14 protein-coding genes are annotated in these 20,938 nt (G+C 73.0%); 6 read left to right on the top strand and 8 right to left on the bottom strand.

From position 1 onward, the window contains the following. Positions 1-10: 10 nt before the first annotated feature. From D6B71_RS09210 to D6B71_RS09200, 3 genes are all read right to left on the bottom strand, one after another. The gene (locus D6B71_RS09210) at positions 11-1,984 is read right to left on the bottom strand and encodes an anthranilate synthase family protein (protein WP_121254251.1); all 1,974 of its coding nucleotides are present in this window, start codon (positions 1,982-1,984) and stop codon (positions 11-13) included. A 66-nt stretch (positions 1,985-2,050) separates the two neighbouring features. Further along, positions 2,051-4,243 (bottom strand): HelD family protein, encoded by a 2,193-nt coding sequence (locus tag D6B71_RS09205; RefSeq protein WP_121254249.1) that lies wholly within the window; start codon positions 4,241-4,243, stop codon positions 2,051-2,053. A gap of 294 nt (positions 4,244-4,537) precedes the next feature. After that, positions 4,538-5,314, bottom strand: a complete 777-nt coding sequence (locus tag D6B71_RS09200) for an enoyl-CoA hydratase-related protein (protein ID WP_121254247.1) — start codon at positions 5,312-5,314, stop codon at positions 4,538-4,540. Between the two features lie 55 nt (positions 5,315-5,369). Between D6B71_RS09200 and D6B71_RS09195 the strand changes: the two genes are divergently transcribed. Then, positions 5,370-6,986 (top strand): molybdopterin-dependent oxidoreductase, encoded by a 1,617-nt coding sequence (locus D6B71_RS09195; RefSeq protein WP_121254245.1) that lies wholly within the window; start codon positions 5,370-5,372, stop codon positions 6,984-6,986. Between the two features lie 106 nt (positions 6,987-7,092). Here D6B71_RS09195 and D6B71_RS09190 read toward each other — a convergent pair whose 3' ends face one another. Beyond that, on the bottom strand, positions 7,093-11,844 hold the full coding sequence (locus tag D6B71_RS09190) for a DUF7507 domain-containing protein (protein ID WP_164519589.1): 4,752 nt from the start codon (positions 11,842-11,844) through the stop codon (positions 7,093-7,095). A 411-nt stretch (positions 11,845-12,255) separates the two neighbouring features. On the opposite strand from D6B71_RS09190, the gene D6B71_RS09185 reads away from it, so the two are divergent. From D6B71_RS09185 to D6B71_RS09170, 4 genes are all read left to right on the top strand, one after another. Next, positions 12,256-12,930, top strand: a complete 675-nt coding sequence (locus D6B71_RS09185) for a fasciclin domain-containing protein (RefSeq protein WP_121254241.1) — start codon at positions 12,256-12,258, stop codon at positions 12,928-12,930. Positions 12,931-12,966: 36 nt separating this feature from the next. Beyond that, positions 12,967-13,566, top strand: a complete 600-nt coding sequence (gene sigK / locus D6B71_RS09180) for an ECF RNA polymerase sigma factor SigK (protein ID WP_121254239.1) — start codon at positions 12,967-12,969, stop codon at positions 13,564-13,566. After that, entirely contained in the window at positions 13,563-14,351 is a 789-nt protein-coding gene (locus tag D6B71_RS09175) for an anti-sigma factor (protein ID WP_121254237.1), read from the top strand. The genes sigK and D6B71_RS09175 overlap by 4 nt, the downstream gene beginning before the upstream one ends. Positions 14,352-14,540: 189 nt before the next feature. Then, complete coding sequence (locus D6B71_RS09170) at positions 14,541-15,110, top strand: protein-L-isoaspartate O-methyltransferase family protein (RefSeq protein ID WP_121254235.1); 570 nt, start codon at positions 14,541-14,543, stop codon at positions 15,108-15,110. 24 nt (positions 15,111-15,134) lie between these two features. On the opposite strand, the gene D6B71_RS09165 is transcribed toward D6B71_RS09170, so the two are convergent. The 4 genes from D6B71_RS09165 to D6B71_RS09150 form a co-directional block, all read right to left on the bottom strand. Next, entirely contained in the window at positions 15,135-15,698 is a 564-nt protein-coding gene (locus tag D6B71_RS09165) for a sugar O-acetyltransferase (RefSeq protein ID WP_121254233.1), read from the bottom strand. 40 nt (positions 15,699-15,738) lie between these two features. Then, complete coding sequence (locus D6B71_RS09160) at positions 15,739-16,239, bottom strand: gluconokinase (protein ID WP_121254232.1); 501 nt, start codon at positions 16,237-16,239, stop codon at positions 15,739-15,741. Further along, on the bottom strand, positions 16,239-17,621 hold the full coding sequence (locus D6B71_RS09155; protein WP_121254230.1) for a GntP family permease: 1,383 nt from the start codon (positions 17,619-17,621) through the stop codon (positions 16,239-16,241). The genes D6B71_RS09160 and D6B71_RS09155 overlap by 1 nt, the downstream gene beginning before the upstream one ends. Positions 17,622-17,782: 161 nt before the next feature. Then, positions 17,783-20,056 (bottom strand): alpha-glucosidase, encoded by a 2,274-nt coding sequence (locus tag D6B71_RS09150; protein ID WP_121254228.1) that lies wholly within the window; start codon positions 20,054-20,056, stop codon positions 17,783-17,785. 69 nt (positions 20,057-20,125) lie between these two features. Here D6B71_RS09150 and D6B71_RS09145 point away from each other — a divergent pair, with 69 nt between their 5' ends. After that, positions 20,126-20,938 carry a tyrosine-protein phosphatase gene (locus tag D6B71_RS09145; protein WP_164519588.1) on the top strand — a complete coding sequence of 271 codons (813 nt, stop codon included), beginning with the start codon at positions 20,126-20,128 and terminating at the stop codon, positions 20,936-20,938.

Below are 20,938 nucleotides of genomic sequence, written 5' to 3'. Positions count from 1 at the left end.
ATAACGCGTCCTACGAAAACAGGAGCTCTCGGGCCAGATCGTGCAGCAGGTCGTAGCCGTGCTCGGTGAGGATCGACTCGGCGTGGAACTGGATGCCCCGGTAGTGCGGCCCCCGCACCGCGTGGACGTCGCCGCTCTCGGGGTCCGCCTCGACGGCGACGCCGGGTGGCAGTTCACCGGCCGCACCCTCGCCGGTGGTCGCGCCCTCGCCGGCGGTCGAGCCCTCGCCGGCGGTCGAGCCTGCCGAGACCCGCCCCACGAAGGTGTTGTAAAAGCCCACCCGCTCGGTGCGGCCGGCGAGCGACACCGGCGACTGGGTGCCCTGGAAGACGATGTCCTTGTAGGCCAGCGGGATGCCGAGCTGGTGGCACAGCGCCTGATGGCCCAGGCACACCGCCAGGAACGGCTTGCGCTGCTCCAGGAGCGCGGCGACAGCGGCCCGCAGCCGCGCCATCTTCGGGTCGGCGTCGTCGCGCGGATCGCCCGGGCCCGGGCCCACGATCACGAGGTCCCACGGGTCGAACCAGCCGTCGAGGCCGTCGGGGATGTCCTCGTGGCGCACCACCTCGCTGGTCATGCCCAGCACCCGCAGCACGTGGCGCAGCATCTTCACGAAGTCGTCCTCGCCGTCGAGGATCACCACCCGCTTGCCGGCCAGCCGCGGGTCGGGCGCCGACCCGCCCTGGTCGGTGAGCCAGAACGACGACAGCCGGCGGTTGCGGGCGTTCAGCGAGAGCATCACGTCCTCGTCGAGCACCAGCTCGGCGACGTTGATGGCCGGCACCGGCGCCGCCGGCACCAGGCCGAAGGCGCTCAGGATGCCGCCGGCCTTCGCGTGCGTCTCGGCCACCTCGTAGGCGGGGTCGGAGTCGCGCACCAGCGTCGCCCCCGCGGTGACCTTGAGGTTGCCGTCGAGGTCGACGTCGGCGGTGCGGATCACGATCGGGCTGTCGACGACCGGACCGCCCTGGGGGTCCCGGCCGAGGATCGCCAGCGCCGCGCCGTAGTAGCCGCGGCCCTCCGCCTCGTACTCCTTGATCAACCGGCAGGCGTTCTCGACCGGCGAGCCCGTGACGGTCGCGGCGTACATCGTGTCGCGCAGCACCTCGCGCGGGTCGCGGGTGGTGCGGCCGGCGAGGAGGTACTCGGTGTGCACCAGCCGGCTCATCGGCTTGAGGAAAGGACCGAGCACCTGGCCGCCCTCGGTGCAGATGTCGCACATCATCTTCAGCTCTTCGTCGACGACCATGAAGAGCTCGTAGATCTCCTTCTCGTCGGCGAGGAAGTCCATCAGCTGCGCCTTGGTGTCGCCCTCGCCCGGGATGCGGAAGGTGCCGCTGATCGGGTTCATCCGGACGTCGCCGCCGAAGATGGAGACGTGCCGCTCGGGGCTCGCCCCGATCAGGTAGCGGTCGCCGGTGAAGAACAGGAACGTCCAGTAGGCCCCGCGCTCGCGCTCGAGCAGCCGCCGGAACACCGCGAGCGCCTTGTCGGCACCCCAGTCGGCGACCTGCGCGCGGTAGTGCCGGCCGACGACCAGGTTCGCGCCCTCGCCCTGGCCGATCTCGTCGCGGATGATCGCCTCGACGAGCTTCGCGTAGTCCTCGTCGTCGGTGTCGAAGCCGCCGCGGTCGACGAAGCCGACCTCGGCCTCGTCGATCGCCTCGATCACCTCGGCGACCGAGAACTCCAGCTCGGTCTCGACGTCGACCACCACCAGCGGGGTGCCGTCGTCGTGCGCCTGGAAGCCGCGCTCGCGCACCTGCCGGAAGGGTACGGCGAGCAGCCGGTCGGCGATGTGCCCGTCCTGCGGCGCCCCCTGCTCGAGCGGCACGTCGAGCAGCGACTCCACGACGCTGCGCCGCCCGCCGACCATGCCGACGGTGTCGCGGTCGCCCGCCCGGGTGGAGCGCCGGATGATCGCCCACGCCTCGTGCCCCTGGAGCGCCTCGATCGCGGTCCGGGCATCGGTCGTGGCAGTCATGGTCGAACTCTAGAGGGGCGACGCGCCGCCCCCGACGGGATATCAGCGCCCGGGCGGGCGCAACCGTCAGGAGACGGTCGTCAGCAGCTGCGTGGCCCGGGTGAGCACCACGTAGAGAGTTGCCCGGCCGGTGGCCGACTCGTCCTCGATCTCCTGCGGGCGCACCACCACGATGCCGTCGAACTCCAGGCCCTTGGTGTCGAGCCCGGTGAGCACCACGACCCGGTCCTCGCCCGAGGGCGGCACCGACGAGTCGACCGCGGCCCGTGCCCCCGGGGCGTCGGCGGCCAGCTCGGGCCACGACGCCAGCCAGGCGTTCACCTCGGAGCGGCGAGCCACCGGCACCACGATGCCGACGGTGCCGGACACCTCGGCGGCCACCGCCACGACCGCCTCGCGGGTGGCCGCCTCGAGGTCGGCGACCCCCTCGACGACCCGCGGCGCCACCCCGGTCGAGCGGACCGCGGTGGGGAGGTCGGCGTCGAGGCCGACGCGCTCGGCGTACGCCGCGGCGTACTCGTAGATCTCCGCGGAGTTGCGGTAGTTGGTGGACAGGTGGAACTCGTGCACCGGCTTGCCCTCGAGCGCGGCCGCGCGGGCGGTGGCCGCCTCGGCGGGCACCGGCCACGACGACTGGGCGGGGTCGCCGACGATGGTCCACGAGGCGGTGCGGCCGCGGCGGCCGACCATCCGCCACTGCATCGGGGTGAGGTCCTGGGCCTCGTCGACGAGCACGTGCGCGAACGGGTCGTCCTCGATGCGGTTCGTGGGTGGTGCCCACGCGCGGCTACTGGGGGCGTACTCGCGGTCGGCGGCGGTGGTCAGCTCGTGCAGGTCGACCCCGCCCTCGAGCAGCCCGGTCTCGTCGAGGTCACGCTCGTCGTCGGTGCGCTGCGGAACGTCGCCGAGCGCGTAGCGCAGCTCGTCGAGCAGCGCGACGTCCTCGACCGAGAGCGATCGGGAGTCGGTGCGGTCGCCGCCCCACGACTTGATCAGCAGCCGCTGCTCCTCGGCGCTGAGCAACCCCTCGCCCACGCGGGCCAGGAACTCGGGATCGCGCAGCCACGACAGCACCGTGGCCGCGTCGAGCGGTGGCCACCAGGCGGCCGCGAAGTCCACGAACTGCTGGTTGGACAGCAGCTCCTCGTCGAACGCCTCGCGCCCACGCTCGCGGCCGCGCTCGCCGCGGACCTGGCGCCACATGGCGTCGAGCAGGGTGCGGGCCACGCGCGGCAGCTGACGGTTGCGTCGGCCCTGCGACATCAGCTGGCGGCGCAGCCGGCCCAGCGTGCCGCGGTCGAGCACCACCACGTCGTCGCGCCAGAAGACCCGGAACTCGCGCGGGCTGCCCGGGGCCTGCTGTCGTGCGGCCCGGCGGAGCACCTCGGCCATCCGCTCCGCGCCCTTGACGTCGGCGACGGCCGGCTCGTCGTGCCGGGTCGCCCGGACCCCGTCGACCACCTCGCCGAGCGAGCGCAGCGCGACCGCGGTCTCGCCCAGGCTCGGCAGCACCCGCTCGATGTAGCGCATGAACACGCCGCTGGGGCCGACGATCAGCACGCCGCCGCTCTCGTAGCGGCGCCGGTCGGTGTAGAGGAGGTACGCCGCGCGGTGCAGCGCGACGACGGTCTTGCCGGTGCCGGGGCCGCCGGAGATCGTGACCACGCCCTTGCCGGGCGCCCGGATCGCCTTGTCCTGCTCGGCCTGGATGGTCGCGACGATCGAGTGCATCGAGCGGTCGCGGGCACGGGAGAGCTGCGCCATCAGCGCGCCCTCGCCGACGATGGGCAGGTCGGTCTCGGCGTCGGCGTCGAGCAGCTCGTCCTCGACGCCGGTCACCGTGGGGCCGGAGCAGCGCAGCACCCGGCGGCGTACGACATTGTGGGGCTCGGCGGCGGTGGCCTGGTAGAACACCGCCGCGGCGGGGGCCCGCCAGTCGACCAGCATGGAGTCGCGGTTCTCGTCGCGCAGGCCGATGCGGCCGATGTAGCGGGGCTCCTCGTCGACGTCGGGGCGCAGGTCGAGCCGGCCGAAGACGAGGCCCTCGTGGGCGGCGTCGAGCTGGGCGATGCGGCGGGCGGCCTGGAAGACCATCGCGTCGCGTTCGACGAGGCCGCCCTCATGCCCGAGCCGACCGCGCTCGTGCCCCTCGCGGGCCAGCTGGCGGGCGGCCGTCGTGGACTTCTCGAGCTGGCGGTAGACCTGGTCCACGAACTCCTGTTCGCGGCCGATCTCTGCCTCGACCAACGGGTCGGTCACGCCTTGATCCCCTCGCACCTCGGCTGAGTCACCGGCCCACAGCCTGGATCCGGCGAGTGGACAAGCCTACCCGCGCAGACGTTGCTTTCTCGCGCGGGTTCCGGCGTCCGCGTCGCGGCACCGGTGCTCGCCGGTCGAGGCGTCGACCGAGAGTCGATCGAGGGGTCGATCGTTCCCCGACACGCCGCGCGAACGCGGGAATCAGTGACCCCTCGGCGCCCCACGCTCACCCGAGACACGCTGGCGCGGCGAGCGCCAGCGAGTTCCCTGCCCGTCCGGCCGCAGGCCGGGGGTCTACTTCTTCCGGGTGAGGAAGGCCAGCATCGCCTCGCGGGCCTCGTCGGAGCCGAACAGCCGGGTGCTGACCTCGGCCATCTCCTCGCCGAGGGCGTCGATGCGGGCGAGCAGGTCGCGGTTGAGCAGCCGCTTGGACTCGCGCAGCCCCTGCGGTGCGCCGGTGGCGAGCGAGGCGCAGACCCGGGCCACCTCGGCGTCCAGGTCGTCGGCGGGGACCGCGGCGGTGACCAGGCCGTACGCCGCGGCGTCACGGCCGGTGAAGACCTCGCCGCCGAGGGTGGTCAGGGAGGCGGCGCGGGGGTTCATCCGGTGCAGCACGGTGAGCGAGATCGTGGCGGCGGCGAGGCCGAGCTTGACCTCGGTGAGCGCGAAGGTGGCGTCGTCGGCGACCATCGCGATGTCGGCGGCGGCGACGACCCCGATGCCGCCGGCGCGGGCGGCTCCGCGCACGCAGACGACGACGGGCTTGTCGAGGGAGACGATCAGCCGCTGCAGCTCGACGATGCGGCGGGTGCCCTCCTCCATGCTGACGGTGGCGGCCTCGGAGAGGTCCGCGCCGGAGCAGAAGACCCGGTCGGCGGAGGCGAGCAGCACGACCCGCACCTCGGGGTCGGCGGCGGCCCGCTCGAGCCGCTCGAAGAGCTCGGTGACCAGCTGCCGGGACAGCGCGTTCTTGTTGTGCGGCGAGTCGAGCGTGATCGTGGCGACCGCGTCGGCCACGTCGTAGTGGACCAGCTCGGCGGGGGCGCTGTCGGGGGTGGGGGTCTCGGCCATGGGCGCATCCTGCCGCACCGCCCATCCGGATCGTCGCTGGGTCCGAATCCACCGCATGGACAGCCCATCGCCGGACCGCGCCGTGCCCACCGAGCGAGGGCGAGGACGCGACCGGAAGCCGGTCCCGGCGCCGGGCTCGACCCGGCCGGGCGCGTTCGCCGCGTTCGGGGCGGGGGTGCTGGCCGCGCTGGCCGGTGCGGGGGCGGGCCATCTGGCCGCGGCCCTGTCGCAGCCGGCGGCCTCGCCGGTGCTGGCGGTGGGCTCGACGGTGATCGACCTGACGCCGACCCCGGTCAAGGAGTGGGCGGTGGCGGAGCTGGGCTCCGCCGACAAGCCGGTGCTGGTGGGCTCGGTGCTGGCCGGCACGCTCCTCCTGGCGGGCGTGGCGGGCGTGGTGGCGCGGCGCCACCTCGCGCTCGGCACCGGGCTCCTGGTGGGGCTGGTCGGGGTGGCCACGGCCGCCGCGGTGACCCGACCCGGCGCGGGGCCGGCCGACTCTGTGCCCGGTCTGGTCGCGATGGTGGCCGGGGTCGCCGCGCTGCGGCTGCTGCTGCCACCCGCCGATACCGGCACCGCCACCGGCACCGAGGGGGATCGGTCCGCCGCCCGGGTCGCGCCCGGTCGGCGCAGCGTGCTCCTCGCCGCCGGCGTCGCCGCGTTCGCCGCCGCGACCGGGGCCGCGGGCCGCTGGGTCACGGCGTACCGCAGCAGGGGCGTGGATGTCGCCCTGCCGGCGCCCGCCGACGGGGCCGGGTCCTTCCCGAGGGGGCTGGAGGAGCGGGTGCCCGGCGTGACCCCGCTGCGCACGCCGGAGGGGGAGTTCTACCGGGTCGACACCCGGCTGAGCGTGCCCGTCATCGACCCGGACTCCTGGACGCTCACCATCGACGGCGACGTCGAGCGTGAGGTCACCTTCACCTTCGACGACCTGCTGGCGATGCCGCTGGTGGAGCGCGACATCACGCTCGCGTGCGTCTCGAACAGCGTGGGCGGTGAGTACGTCGGGGGCGCGCGGTGGCTCGGCGTGCCGCTGGTGGCGCTGCTCGAGCGGGCCGGGGTGGGCGACCGTGCCGACCAGATCCTCTCCACCGACGTCGACGGGATGACGATCAGCACCCCGCTCGACCTCGCCACCGACGGCCGCGACGCGATGATCGCGGTCGGCATGAACGGCGAGGGGCTGCCGCGTGAGCACGGGTTCCCGGCGCGGATGGTCGTGCCCGGGCTCTACGGGTTCATCAGTGCCTGCAAGTGGATCACCCGGATGACCCTGACCACCTACGCCGACGACTCGGCGTACTGGACCGACCGGGGCTGGGTGACCGACGCGCCGATCAAAATCTCCAGCCGGATCGACACCCCACGGGCGCTGGAGACCGTGCCCGCGGGTCGCCGGCTGATCGGCGGCGTGGCCTGGGCCCAGCAGCGCGGTGGGGTGGCGGCCGTCGAGGTCCGCATCGACGGCGGCGCGTGGCAGCCGGCCCGGCTGGGCCCCGACGTCGGCAACGATTACTGGCGCCAGTGGTACCTGCCGTGGACCGCCGAGCCTGGCCGCCACTCCCTGGCCGTCCGGGCGGTCAGCGGCGACGGGGAGGTGCAGACCGCGGTCCGGGCCGAGCCGTTCCCCGCCGGCGCCAGCGGCATCCAGGAGCTGCTGGTCGACGTCGAGTGACCCGCCGCGCCGAGCTGTAACGCGGTGTCCAGGTAGCTGGTGCGGTGTCGTGACACCGCGGTAGCTACCCGGACACCGCGTTACATGCGGGCGGGGGCCCGGGCGATCAGCGCTTGATCCGCACCACCCAGGTGCGGTCGCCGATGCGCAGCTTGGCCTTGTGCACGCCGTCGCGACCCAGCGCCTTGCGGCCGATCTTGGTGGCCTTCAGTCGCAGCACGACCTTCTTGCCGCCCTTGATCTTGTACGCCGTCTTGGCCAGCACCGCGCCCTTCTTGACGACGGTGCCGTTCACCTTGGTGGTGGACGCGGCCAGCAGCGACGCCTTGCCCTTGCAGACCCCGCCCGCGCCGCAGCGCACCTTGGCGGTGACCGCGGCCTTGTGCACCTCGACCTGAGGCGCCACGGCGGCGACGGTGGGTTCGACCTGCACCGACACGCTGTCGCTGTTGTTGGCCGTCGACGACTCCGCGGTGGCGGTGGTCACCGACGCGGTGTTGACGATCTTGCCGCCCGGGTCGGCGCCCTTCTCGGTCCGGGTGCCGAGGCACCGCAGGTAGAGGCGGGCGTCGAGCGGCTGCGCCGTCGGGTTGAACAGCTTGAACACGCGCACCACGGGCCGCGGGTCGTTGCCGAGCGGCACCAGACCCGGGTCGAGGTCGTGGCCGCCGACGATGCCCTTGGCGTCGTTCGCGCAGGTCAGGGTGTACTCCCCGACCTGGCCGGCCGGCACGGTCACCGTCTGCCGGACCTCGTCCAGGGCCAGCGAGTGGGTGTGCCCGGAGGCCGTGGTGAGCCGGACGTCGAGGCAGCCGATCGAGAACGTGCCCGTGGTCGCCCCACCGGCGTTGACGACCCCGAAGGTCCAGCCGGTGGCACCGGAGGGGTACGTCGTGAGCACCCGCGCCGGCCCGTCGAGCAGCCAGCTTGGCCGGACCGGCACCTGGCCGGCGGCGCAGGTCAGGGTCAGGTCGGTGCGACCGATCGGCAGCGGCGCGGTCTCGGTGACGGCCGCGGCCGGGAGGACCAGGTCGTGGGTGTGCCCGCCCACCTCCTCGGTCGTCTGCTTCAGGCAGACCGCGAACACCTTGGCCTGGGCGCGGCCGGTGGCCGAGCTCTCGAAGGTGGCGCGCCAGCCGTTGCCGTTGGTCGCACGGTTCTCGGTCATCACGACGTCGGCGAGCGTGCCGGTGCCCTGGTCGACGTGGTCGACGCGGCCGGAGCCGTCGGAGACCAGGTAGCCGGGCTGGCAGGCCACCGTGCCGACGGCCTGCTGGCCGGGCAGCACGTCAACGTGCACCTCGGTCTTCTGGACATCGACCCAGTGCTGGTGGTCGGTACCCAGCGTGGGCAGCGGGTCGACGGTGACCTTGATCTTCAGCGCCACCGACTCGTCCGCGGCCAGCGCGCCGAGCTCGCAGCGCACCGTCGTACCGGTCTTGGTGCACGGCGCCTCCGCGGAGACGAACGTGACACCGCTGGGAAGCGCGTCGGTGACCACGACGTCGTCGGCGACGCCGGGGCCGTTGTTCGTCACGGTGAGCGTGTAGGTGAGCGTGCCGCCCACCTGCGGCGTGGCGTCATCGACGGTCTTCTTGACCTTGATGTCGGCCACGGTGGCCACGATCGGGGTCAGTGTCGAGTCCTCGTCGGTGACCGTGTCGTCATCGGGCGTGGTGCCGGTGACCGTCGCGGTGTTCGAGACCTCTTCGGCGGCGATGTCGGCGGCGGTGAGCGTGTAGTCGGCGTCGTCGCACTGCATCGACTCGTCCGGCGCCAGCTCGTCGTCGGGGCAGGTGACCTCGCCGACCTTGGGGTCGCTCACCTCGATGTCGGTGAGCACCGTGTTGCCGGTGTTGGTCACGGTGAACGAGTAGGTGATCGTGTCACCGGCGTCGGCGCCGTTGCCGTCGAGGTCGGTGACCTCGCCGGCGCTCTTGACCAGCTGGATCCGTGCCGGCACCTCCGGCAGGTCCACGAGCAGCTCGTCCTCGTCGGTGACGGTCCCGCCGGTCGGCGTGGTGCCGGTGACCGCCGCGGTGTTCTCCACCTCGCCCGCGTCGACGTCGGCCTGGGTGAGGCTGTAGGTCAGCGGGTCGCAGTCGCGCGATTGGCCCGGAGCCAGCGGGGCGCTCGAGCAGGTGACCACGCCGAGCTTGGGGTCGGTGACCGTGACGTTGGTCAGCGTCACCGCGCCGGTGTTGCTGACCTTGAACGAGTAGACGAGCTGGTCGCCGTCGTCGATGCCGTTGCCGTTGAGGTCGATGACGCTGCCGGCGAACTTCACCAGCTTGATCGCCGCCACGCCGGTCACCGTCGTGGTGGTCGAGTCGTCGTCGGTCACGTCCGGCCCGACCGGCGGCGTGCCGGTCGCGGTCGCGGTGTTGGCGACGACGCCGGCGTCCACGTCGGCTTGGGTCAGGGCGTAGGACTTGTCGGTGCAGTTGCGGCTGTCGCCTGGGACCAGCGCACCGGTGCCGCAGGTGACCGCCCCGACCTTGGGGTCGGACACCGTGACCGGGTTCAGCGTGACGTTGCCGGTGTTGGTGACCTTGAACGAGTAGGTGATCGTGTCCCCGGCGTGGGGGCCGTTGCCATCGCCGTCGACGATCGCACCGGCGGTCTTGGTCAGCTTGATCGCGGGCGAGCTGGGCAGCGGGGTGGTCGTCGAGTCGGTGTCGGTCACGCCGGGTCCGCTCGGCGGCGTTCCTGCCGCGGTTGCGGTGTTCGCGACGGTGCCGGCGTCCAGGTCAGCCTGGGTCAACGTGTAGGTCGCCTGGCACTGCTCGGACTGCCCGGGCTCGAGCGTCGCGGCGGCGCAGCCGGCCTGGGGCCCGCCGAGCAGCGGGTCGGTGACGGTGACGCCGGTCAGCGACTGGGTGCCGGTGTTGGTCACCGTCAGCGTGTAGGTGATCTTGTCACCGGCGTCGGTGCCGTTGCCGTCGGTGTCGGTGACCGCAGAGGAGGTCTTGACCAGGCCGATGCCCGGGCTGCCGTTCAGCGGCACGGTCTCGGAGTCGGCGTCGGTGACGGTGCCGCCGCCGGGCTTCGTGCCCGTGACGGTCGCGGTGTTGTCGACCTTGCCGGCGTTGAGGTCGGCTTGCGTGACCGTGTAGTCGGCCGTGCACTCGCGCGGCGGGGACTGTGGCGCCAGCGCCGCAGTAGGGCAGGTGACCGGGCCGACCTTGGGATCGACCAGGTTCACCGGGTTGAGCGTGACGTTGCCGGTGTTGGTGATCGTGAAGGTGTAGCCGACCACCGTGCCGCCCGGCTTGAGCGCGCCGGTCTTCACCAGCTCGATCGCGGGCAGCTGGGGCACCGGCTTGGTCTCGGTGTCGGTGCCGGTCACCGGACGGTCCTTGGGGTCCTTCGCGGTGGCGGTGGCGGTGTTGACGACCTTGCCGGCGTCCACGTCGGCCTGGGTGAGGGTGTACGCCGCGGCGGTGCAGGTGGTGGACGCGCCGGCGGCGAGCTGGGTGACCGGGCAGGTCACCGGCCCGACCTTGGTGTCGCTCACCGCCAGGCTCGTGAGCTTCACGTTGCCGGTGTTGGTGACCTTGAACGTGTAGCTGATCCTGTCGCCGGCGTCGGGCCGGCCGCTGCCGTTGGTGTCGGCGATCGCGCCGGCCACCTTGTCGAGCGTCAGCGAGGCCCGGACCGGGAGGTTGGTGAACGTGCACACCACGGTCTTGCCGGAGCCGGGCGGGACCATGAATGCCCCACTGCTGCCGGTGCCGTTGGCGAACGGGCTGCCGTTCGACTCCGTGCACTTCCACGTGGTGTCGTAGTCGGCGAGGTCGGCGCCGTTGGCCGCGGTCTGGGTGAGCGTGTAGGTCTGGCCGGGCAGCACGACGACCGGGCCGCCGACCTCGGCCGGCTGCTCCTGCAGGCCGGTGTCGGTGCCGGCGGTGGTGCCGGTGTTGCCGGTGGTAACGCCGTTGCCGGTGATCTTGACCGTGAACTGGTCACCGGTGTCGTAGCGGCCCTGGGGCAGGTCGACGCGGACCGCGGCGGTGCTGGGGGCCGAGCAGGAGGCCATGTCGTGCAGCTTCAGCCCCACGGACTTCGTGGCGAGGAGCTCGCCGCTGGACGGATCGACCCGCAGCACCTTGCCGGACCCGGTTCCGATGATCAGCTCACCGGTGCCGTCGAAGGCCATCGCGGCGTAGGCGCCGGAGTTCGCCGGCAGGTCGTCGGTCAGGACGGTGCCGGTGAGCGAGCCCGACCCGGCATCGTCGGGAACGTCGTTGAACCGGGTCAGGGTGCCGGCGTTGTCGCCGTCGTTCGTCGAGGGGTTGCTGACGACGTAGAGGTTGCCGACCGCGTCGAAGGCGAAGTCGCCGTTGCCCGATGAGCCGGCCATCGTGCCGACCTTGCCGACCGCGGTCTGGGTGCCGGGGTCGAACGCGTAGAGGGTCCACGGGCTGCCGTTGGCGGCGTAGTAGTAGATGCCGTTGGCAGGGTTGATCGCGCCGGCGATCACGTCGCGGTTCTTGCCATCGGCGGAGCCGGGGAAGTAGTCGACGTCGTTGGAGCCGGCTGCGTAGCGGAGGACCTTGTTGTAGTAGCGGTCGAACGCGTATGCGTAGGGCCCTCCGCCGGACGGCAGCGCCAGGGCGTTGTAGCGACCATCCGCGAAGTACCCAAGGTCCCCGTTGGCGCTCGTAGCACCTGTCGTCGGGTTCAGACGGGTGATCTCACCGGAGTCCCCGTCGACGCTGTAGACGGTGTTGTCGGCGCACACGAAACTGGGCACCGTAGGCGGCGGCTTGGGGGTGGTGCGCGCCGCGGCGGACGGGGCCGGCAGCACGCCGAGCACCGCCACCACCAGCGCCAACGGCACCAGCAGTGGGACCACCCGCCCGCGACCGGGCCGCGACCGCGCTCTGCGGTGCGGCCGGCTTCGCCTCGAGCCCCGGAAGAGGGCAGGGAAGATGGGCGTGCTCGTTCGCTGCGTCATGGTGACCGGCCCCCAACCGGATGCCCCTCGCCAGGAGGCATGTGGGTTCGTCGCTTCGGTGACCCCACGTCGGCGAAGGGCCTTGTTCTGGACCCGGGCCCTGGACCTGGCTCGGCGCCGGCAGTGGCGTCACTGCTGTTGCTGGGAACGTAGGCGCGCCGCAGTAACGCCAGTCCCTCACCGCGGTAACGAGCGGTCACCGAGAGGCCTCCACTCCTGTGACATCAGGAACAGCCGCGCCCGACCAATCCGCCGGCGGATCGGTGCCGAAGACCTCTCGACACCTCCACCGACGGAAGGCCCGAACCGATGAAGCTCCAGACCCTGCGCCGCACCGGCGTGGCCGCAGCCGCCCTCTCGCTCTCCCTCGGCCTCGCTGCCTGCAGCGAGGAGAACGGCGGCGACACCGCCGCCGCCGACGCCCCGGCCAGCGAGACCACCGAGATGACCGACGAGATGACCGAGGACGAGAGCATGGGCTCCGACACCGAGATGGACGAGGCCTCCGCCGCCTCGCAGGTCTTCGGCCCCGGCTGCGCCGCGGTGCCCACCGACGGCGCCGGCTCCTTCGACGGCATGGTCGCCGACCCGGTCGCCACCGCCGCCAGCAACAACCCGCTGCTGACCACGCTGGTCACCGCCGTCGGCGAGGCCGGCCTGGTCGACACCCTCAACGACGCCGAGGGCCTCACGGTCTTCGCCCCCACCGACGACGCGTTCGCGAAGATCCCGGCCAAGGACCTCAAGGCGGTGCTGGCCGACAAGGACCTGCTGACCTCGATCCTCACCCACCACGTGGTGGCCGGTCAGCTCGGCCCCGACGAGATCGCCGGCGAGCACGAGACCCTGAACGGCGACATGATCGAGGTGATGGGCTCCGGCGAGGAGTTCACCGTCGGTGACGAGGAGGCGGCCGTGATCTGCGGCAACGTGCCCACCGCCAACGCCACGGTCTACGTCGTCGACACCGTGCTGATGCCCTGACGTTTGGCGAATCCCCGGCTGCGCAAGGATCACGACGTGGAACATCTCCGGCCCGTGCCCGCCGGCGACCCCTCCCCGGGGTCGCCGGCGGCGCCCGACCTCACCGACCTGCTCCGCCGCGCGGCGCGCGGTGACCAGGCGGCCTTCGCCCAGCTGTACGACGCGACCGCGGCGCGGGCCCTCGGGCTCGCGACGCGAGTCGTGCGCGACCCCGCTCAGGCCGAGGAGGTCGCCCAGGAGGCGTTCCTCGAGATCTGGCGGACCGCGAGCCGGTTCGACCCGCAGCGGGGCAGCCCGCTGGCGTGGATGATGACGATCGTGCATCGCAAGGCCGTCGACCGGGTGCGGTCGGCGGAGGCGGCGACGCGCCGCGACGCGACGTACCACCGCGAGAGCGAGCCGGTGCCACACGACGCGACTGCGGAGGCCGCGCACGCCTCGCTCGAGGCCCACCGCGTCCGCACCGCGCTCGGGAGCCTGACGCCGGTCCAGCGCGAGGCGCTGGAGCTGGCCTACTTCGGGGGTTACACACACACGGAGGTGGCGACCATGCTGGAACTGCCGGTCGGCACCGCCAAGACCCGCATCCGAGACGGACTCATCCGGCTGCGCGACACGATGGGAGTCGGAGCATGACCACCACGCCCGGTGGACGCCACGGTGGCCCGAGCAGTGGCGACATCCACGCCCTGTCCGGCGCGTACGCCGTCGACGCCCTCGACGACGCCGAGCGCGCGGAGTTCGAGCACCACCTGGCCGGCTGCGAGGCCTGCCGCTGGGAGGTCGACAGCCTGCGCGAGGCCTCGGCACTGCTGCCGGAGATCGCCCCGATCTCGCCCCCGCCCGCCCTCCGTGATCGGGTGCTGGCTGAGATCGCGACCGTGCGGCCGCTGCCGCCCGAGGTGCCGGCCGGCAGCCGCGCCCCGGAGCCGGCCGACACCGTGGTGCCGATCCGCCGCCGTTCCCGGCGCCTGGTGACCGGACTGGTCGCCGCCGCTGCCGCCGTCGCCCTGGTGGGTGGCGGGGTCACCGTGTGGCAGCCGTGGGACGACGAGCCCGGCCAGGAGATCGTGGCCTCGCCGATGCAGCAGGTGCTCGAGGCCGAGGACGCCGAGCGCTACGAGCAGACCTTCCCCGACGGCGCGAAGGCGACGCTGGTGCGCTCGGAGTCGATGAACAAGGCCGTGCTGCTCACCGAGGACATGCCCCCGCCACCCGAGGGCAAGGTCTACGAGCTGTGGCTCGACCACGAGGAGGTCGGCATGGTGCCCGCCGGGCTGATGGAGGCCGGGGAGCACTCGCTGATGCTCGAGGGTGACCCCGCCACCGCCCTGGCCGCCGGCATCACCGTCGAGCCGGCCGGCGGGTCGGAGGAGCCGACGTCGGAGCCGGTGGCGCTGTTCCCGTTCGACGAGGCATAGGAGCCTGCTGAACATCACGCTCTGCTGCGCGCCGCGCTGCACGCACACTGGCTGCGTTGCCGTCGGTCGACAGGCGCCCAGCCTGCCTTCCCTCCGGCGCCTGGCCATCGCACGCGCATCGCGACGCTCGCGACGAGCAGTTGTTCAGCAGCCTCCCAGCCGACTCGGTGGTCGTGTTTGACTGACCCCGTGGACACCACCGACCGGGTGGCCGCCGCGTTCGCAGCCACCCCACGGTCCCGGTTCCTGCCGCGTGCCGCGCGCCGGCGGGCGGCGTACGACGGGCCGATCCAGATCGGCTGGGGGCAGACCAACTCCCAGCCGCGCACGGTCGAGAACATGCTCCGGCTGCTCGACGTGCGGCCCGGGCAACGGGTCCTCGACGTCGGGTCCGGCTCCGGCTGGAGCACCGCGCTGCTCGCGCAGCTCGTCGGCGACCAAGGGTCGGTGGTCGGCGTCGAGCTGGTGCCCGATCTGGTGTCGATCGGCCGCACCAACCTCGGCGCCTTGGAGCTGCCCTGGGCGCGCATCGAGCAGGCCGATCCGGAGGTGCTCGGCTGGCCGGCCGACGCGCCGTACGACCGGGTGCTCGTCTCGGCGGAGGCGCGCTCGCTGCCGCAGCCGCTGGTGGACCAGCTCACCCCCGAGGGGCGGATGGTGATCCCGGTGCAGGGGCGGATGCTGCTCGTGCGGGCCCGCGCCGGCGCCGAGCCCGAGGTGACCGAGCACGGCGCCTACCGGTTCGTGCCGCTGCTGTGAACCACGCCGGGCCGGCTGGTCGGCTCAGAGCTCTCGAACCACCCGGGCCGGTACGCCGAATGCGACCACGTCGGCGGGCAGGTCGCGCACGACCACCGCACCGGCGCCGACCACGGTGTTCTCGCCGATCGTGACGCCCGGCCCGACCACGACGCCGCCACCGAGCCACACGTTGTCACCGATCACGATCGGCTCCGCCGCCTCCCACTTGTCGCGCCGGGGGCCCGGCTCCAGCGGGTGGGTGGCGGTCAGCAGCTGCACGTGGGTGGCGATCTGCACGTCGGCGCCGATCGTCACCGTGGCCACGTCGAGCACGGTCAGCCCGAAGTTCGCGAACGAGCGCGGCCCGAACCGGGTCTGGTAGCCGTAGTCGCACCGGAACGGCGGACGGATCTCGGCCCCCTCGGCGTACTCGCCCAGCAGTTCGGTGAACAGCGCCCGCAGCGTCTCGCCGTCGGTGGGGTCGCAGCTGTTGATCCGGTGGGTCAGCCGTTGCGCCCGCTGGGAGTCGGCGGAGAGCTCGGGGTCGTCGGCGAGGTAGGGCTCGCCGGCGAGCATCCGCTCGCGCATGGTGCGTTCCTCGGTCATGGCCCCCACCGTAGGCCGGGCACGGTCGGGCCGGTCGGTGTCACCGGGACGTCAGGGCGGTGACCACCTGCTGCACGATCTCTTCCGGTGACTGCTCGATCGCGACCGGGATCGCCGGCTCGTCGGCACCCGGTGGCTCGAGGGTCTCGAGCTGGCTGGCCAGCATGCTGGCCGGCATGAAGTGGCCGGTGCGGGCCCGCATCCGGGCCTCGAGCGTCTCGCGCTCGCCGTGCAGGAACACGAAGACCACGCCGTCGCCGCGCCGGTCGAGCACCTTGCGGTAGGAGCGCTTGAGCGCCGAGCAGGTGACGACGCCGTCCTCACCCGCGTCGTGCCGCTCCTCGATCCAGTCGGCGATCCGCTCGAGCCAGGGCCAGCGGTCGTCGTCGGTCAGCGGCTGCCCGGACTCCATCTTCGCCACGTTCTCCGGCGGGTGCAGCGAGTCGCCCTCGAGGAACGGCCAGCCCAGCCGCTCCGACAGCCCCTCGCCGACGGTGGACTTGCCGCAGCCGGAGACCCCCATCACCACCAGCACCGTCATCAGACCACCACCCACAGCGCGGCGGCGATCGCGAACGCCGACAGCCCGAGCGTGGTCTCCATGACCGTCCAGGTCAGCAGCGTGGTCTTCACGTCCATGCCGAAGAACCGGCTGACCAGCCAGAAGCCGGAGTCGTTGACGTGCGAGAGCACGGTCGCGCCGGCGGCGACGGCGACCACCAGCAGCGCGATCTTCAGGTCGCCCAGCTCGGCGGCCTTGACCGCCGGCGCGAGCAGTCCGGACGCGGTGGTGAGCGCGACGGTCGCCGAGCCCTGCGCGACGCGCAGCAGGGTGGCGATCACGAACGCCTGCACGACCAGCGACATGCCCAGGTCGGAGAGGCTGTCGCTGAGCGCGTCGCCGATGCCGCTGAGCTCCAGCACCCCGCCGAACATGCCGCCGGCCCCGGTGATCAGGATGATCGCGCAGATCGGGCCGAGCGCGTCGTCCAGCAGGCCGCTGACCTGGCCCATCGGCGCGTTCGGGCGGCCCAGCAGCAGGATCGCCACGAGCACCGTGATAAGCAGGGCGACCGGCGTGTAGCCGAGCAGGGTCAGGAAGTTGACCCATCCCGCGTCCGGGTCGACGACGTCGGCATCGCTGAGCGTGGTCAGCACGGTGTCGAAGGAGATCAGCACGAACGGCACGAGCAGCAGCCCGAGCACCGTCGGGAACGACGGCGGCCGCTCCCCGAGCCGGTTGGTCTCCTCCGCGTCACCGAGCACCAGGTCGGGCAGCGACACCTCGATCCGCCGCCCCAGGAACCGGGAGACGAGATAGACGCCGACGTACCAGGCGAGCACCGCGACCGGGACGCCGACCAGCAGGGTGATGCCGATGCTGCCGCCGAGGAGGGACGCCGAGGCGACCGGCCCCGGGTGCGGCGGCACGATCGCGTGCATCGCCGCGAACGCGCCGGCCGCGGGCAGCGCGTAGAGCAGCAGCGAGCCGCCGAAGCGCCGGGCCACGGTGAGGATGATCGGCAGGAACACGACCAGGCCCGCGTCGAAGAAGATCGGGAAGCCGAACAGCAGCGCGGCGACGCCCAGCGCCAGCGGGGCCCGCTTCTCGCCGAACCGACCGATCAGGGTGTCGGCCAGCACCTGCGCCCCGCCGGTGACCTCGAGCAGGCGGCCGAGCATCACGCCGAACGCGACCAGGAGCGCCACCGAGCCGAGCGTGTCGGCGAACCCGAACATGAGGACGTCGGGCACGTCGGCGAGCGGGAAGCCCACCGCGAGCGCGGTGAGCACGCTGACCAGGACCAGCGAGACGAACGCGTGCAGCTTCGCCACGATGATCAGCACCAGCAGCAGCGCCACCGCGGCCGCGGCGATCAGCAGCAGCGCCGTCGCGCCGTACTTCGGATCCATCGCCTCCATGAGCACCCGTCCTCAGGTTGGCTTCTCGTCCGGTCGGAGGCCAGCCTGACGTGACGTGGCTCACCTCGCAACCGGTGCGGCCCCACGGCACGAGGACGACCGCTGCGTTCCGGTGCTCTGAGACGAGGCGCTGCTCCGGGTCGTCGACTCGGAGCAGCGACTCAGAAGCCTGCCGCCTCGACCCGCTTCCGCAGCCGCTGCTGCCACGGGTCGTCGGCACGGACGAACGCCGCCGGCCGGCCCAGCGGCGCCCGGACGGTCACCCGGGAGTCGCCGCGGTGCCGCTCGCCGGTGAGCAGGTTCACCCACCGGTCCGCGGGCGGCAGGTCGACGGTGACCGTCCGCGCGCCCTCCTCCAGCACCGGCGCGACCAGCACCGAGGAGCCGAGGAAGAACTGGGTGTCGCTCTCAGCGGCGTCGGTGCCCGGGGCCACCAGCCAGGTCGGCCGGATTGCGGGGACGCCGGTGTCCACCGCCTCCCGGACGACCGCTCGGCGGTACGGCGCCAGCGCGCCGTAGAGCCTGGTCATCCGGGCGAACGCCCGCGCCGTGCCCTTCGTCGAGAAGACCTGCGGGTTCTCGTCGGGCCGGTTGCCCTCGTGCGTGCGCATCACGACCCCGAAGGCCTCGAGCTCCGCCCAACGGCGCAGCAGCTCGGGGGTGCGGACGTAGTCCTTGACGTAGGCGTTGACCGAGGTGTAGCCCCCGATGTCGGAGTGCACCAGCGGCCAGCCGGACACCCCGGCCGACAGCATGCCGAGCAGCGCGGAGGCCAGCCCGTCCTCGCGCGACCAGGTGACCAGCTGGTCGCCGGCCCAGAACAGCGGCGCGTCGGCCGCCTGGCCGAGCGACCCGGCTCGGAACCAGGTCACGCAGTCGGGCTGCCCGGCCCGCTCGCAGCCCAACCGCACCGTCTCGGCCCACAGCGCCGGCCAGCGGTTGTGCAGCACCGCCGCGTCACCCTCGTGCAGCACCGCGTCGACGGGCAGGCCCTCGGCGAAGTCGGCCATGAAGCCGCTCACCCCGTCGGCCAGCACCTCGGTGGCGATGACGTCGGCGAACCACGACCTCGCGTCGGGGTTGGTCAGGTCGACCAACGTGGCGGTGAACTGCCCCTGGTCCTGCTCGTACGGCGTCCCGTCGGGGCGGCGGACCAGGTAGCCGCGGTCGCGGGCCTCGGCGAAGAGGTTGCGCAGGCCCGGGGTGTCCTTGGCCGCCGCGTCGGTCAGCATCGGGTTGACGTAGGTCGTGGTGCGGATCCCCCGCTCCGCAAGGTCGGCGACCAGCCGGCGCCAGCGCGGGTAGCGCTCCCGGTCCAGCTGCCAGGTCCACCACAGCCGCTTGCCGAACTCGGTGACCCGCTGGCCGGTCCAGTCCTGCAGCCACACCGCCGAGACGCGCGCGCCGGCGTCGAGCAGCGTGCGCAGCTCGGCGCGCACCTCCTTGGTGCCGCCCTGCAACCCGACGATCGCACCGCGGGTGGCCCAGCGCGCCATGCCGGCGCGGGTGTCGCCGGCCTGCTGGGCGGCCACGAGCGCCGTGGGGTCGTCGCCGGCGACGACCTCCGCCGACAGGGACGGCGCCCAGACCTCGAGGCCGACCGCGGCCGGGTCACGCAGGTCGGCGACCGCGAACGCGTGGGAGGCGGGGTCGTCGGCAGCGAGGCGCAGCCCGCGCAGGTCCTCGGTCACGAACGACGACCACGCGGCGTACGTCATCTGGTCGGTGCCGCCGGCACCGTTCTGGGTGAGGTCGGCGAGCTGGGTGATCGGCTGCTCGCCGCGGCCCACGCCCTGCTCGCGGACCACGATGGGCAGCAGCCGGCCGTCGAGGTCGAAGTCGGCGAACTGCTCGCCGAAGCCGTGCACGCCCGCGCCCGCGGAGCGCCCCGAGACGAGCGCGACCGAGTCGAGGGGCGTGGCGCCCGCGGTCGCGACGTCGATCGTGGCGCCGCCGTGCGACCGGTCCTGGATCGTCAGCGTGTAGGTCGCCCCCTCGTCGCCCGCGCCGTCGGCGCCGGCGAGGGCTCCAGTCACCACGACCGCGCCGTCGACGACCTCGACCCGGTCGACGGTCTGCTCGCCCAGCCGGTCGGCGTACTGCACGGTCGGCCAGAAGTAGCCGCGGTGCTCCTGCCAGGTGACGTCACCGCGACCACCGGTGACGAACGCGCTCGCGGGCTGGGAGGTCCAGACCGAGCGGCCGTCGACGTCGACGCTGAGGCCCTGCGCGGTGACCGACACCGCCACGGCCTCGCCCTCCCAGGTGCCGACCGCCGCCGTGGCGACGGTCAGCGCTCCCGGCTCGACGGTGTCGACACGGTCGGCCGGCAGGACGGGCGCCAGGGGCGCGCTCTGCACCGCGGCGAGGCCCCCGGCCAGGGCGATGGGCAGCGAGGCGGCCAGGACGACCGCGCGGACGTGGGCTCGGCGCATGGGCTGACGCTACGCGCAGATCAGCCACGCCGCGGTCGGGATGGGCGAGTCCGCATAGGCTCCCGGGTCGTGAGCACGCACGGGCCGAGCGACCTCCTGGACGACGCGGAGCGGGAGCACGAGTTCTCCGAGGAGCTGGTCCGCCTCGCCTCGGCGGACAACTTCCGCGACGTCGCCGGGCCGGGCCCGGGCTACCCGACGGCCGGCGGCGGCCGGGTGCGCACCGGGGTGTTCTACCGCTCCAACGGGCTGCGGCTGACCCACCACGACGCCACTGAGCTGGGCCGGCTCGGCATCACCGGGCTGCTCGACCTGCGCAGTGCGGTCGAGGTCGAGGCGCATCCGGACGTCGCCGTGCCGGGCGCGCATTGGCACCACCACGAGGTGCCGGGCATCCCGCTGGACGATCTGGCCGGGCTGTCCGACGACGACGCCGCGGACGAGGTGATGCGGCGCGTCTACCGCGGGTTCGTGGCCGACCCCGGGGCGCGGGCGGCGTTCGCGGGGCTGTTCCGCCACCTGGCCGAGGCGGAGGGTGCCCAGCTCTTCCACTGCACCGCCGGCAAGGACCGCACCGGCTGGGCGGCATCACTGCTGCTGCACCTCGCCGGCGTCGACGACGACACGATCCTGGCCGACTACCTGCTCACCAACGAGCGCTCCGCCGGCACCCGCAAGAAGTACCTCGCGATGGTGGCCGAGGGCCTGGGACCGGAGAAGGTCGAGGTCTACGAGCGGGTGCTGGTCGCCGACGAGACGTTCCTGGCCGAGGCGTACGCCGCCGTCGAGCTCGCCTACGGCGACCGCACGGCGTACCTGCGTGAGGGGCTGGGCCTCGACGACGAGGTGCTCGACGCGCTCCGCGCGAAGCTCATCGGGTAG

This window comes from Nocardioides ferulae, assembly GCF_003660455.1.
In the GTDB taxonomy this organism is placed as follows: domain Bacteria; phylum Actinomycetota; class Actinomycetes; order Propionibacteriales; family Nocardioidaceae; genus Nocardioides; species Nocardioides ferulae.
Note: the sequence above shows the minus strand (reverse complement) of the source record. Positions and strands in the feature narration are given on the sequence as shown.

Bases quoted from the DNA above. Each gene is read 5' to 3' on its own strand.
- D6B71_RS09210 (WP_121254251.1), bottom strand. From the start codon at position 1,984: ATGACTGCCACGACCGATGCCCGGACCGCGATCGAGGCGCTCCAGGGG.
- D6B71_RS09200 (WP_121254247.1), bottom strand. From the start codon at position 5,314: ATGGCCGAGACCCCCACCCCCGACAGCGCCCCCGCCGAGCTGGTCCAC.
- D6B71_RS09195 (WP_121254245.1), top strand. From the start codon at position 5,370: ATGGACAGCCCATCGCCGGACCGCGCCGTGCCCACCGAGCGAGGGCGA.
- D6B71_RS09185 (WP_121254241.1), top strand. From the start codon at position 12,256: ATGAAGCTCCAGACCCTGCGCCGCACCGGCGTGGCCGCAGCCGCCCTC.
- D6B71_RS09175 (WP_121254237.1), top strand. From the start codon at position 13,563: ATGACCACCACGCCCGGTGGACGCCACGGTGGCCCGAGCAGTGGCGAC.
- D6B71_RS09165 (WP_121254233.1), bottom strand. From the start codon at position 15,698: ATGACCGAGGAACGCACCATGCGCGAGCGGATGCTCGCCGGCGAGCCC.
- D6B71_RS09160 (WP_121254232.1), bottom strand. From the start codon at position 16,239: ATGACGGTGCTGGTGGTGATGGGGGTCTCCGGCTGCGGCAAGTCCACC.
- D6B71_RS09155 (WP_121254230.1), bottom strand. From the start codon at position 17,621: ATGGAGGCGATGGATCCGAAGTACGGCGCGACGGCGCTGCTGCTGATC.
- D6B71_RS09150 (WP_121254228.1), bottom strand. From the start codon at position 20,056: ATGCGCCGAGCCCACGTCCGCGCGGTCGTCCTGGCCGCCTCGCTGCCC.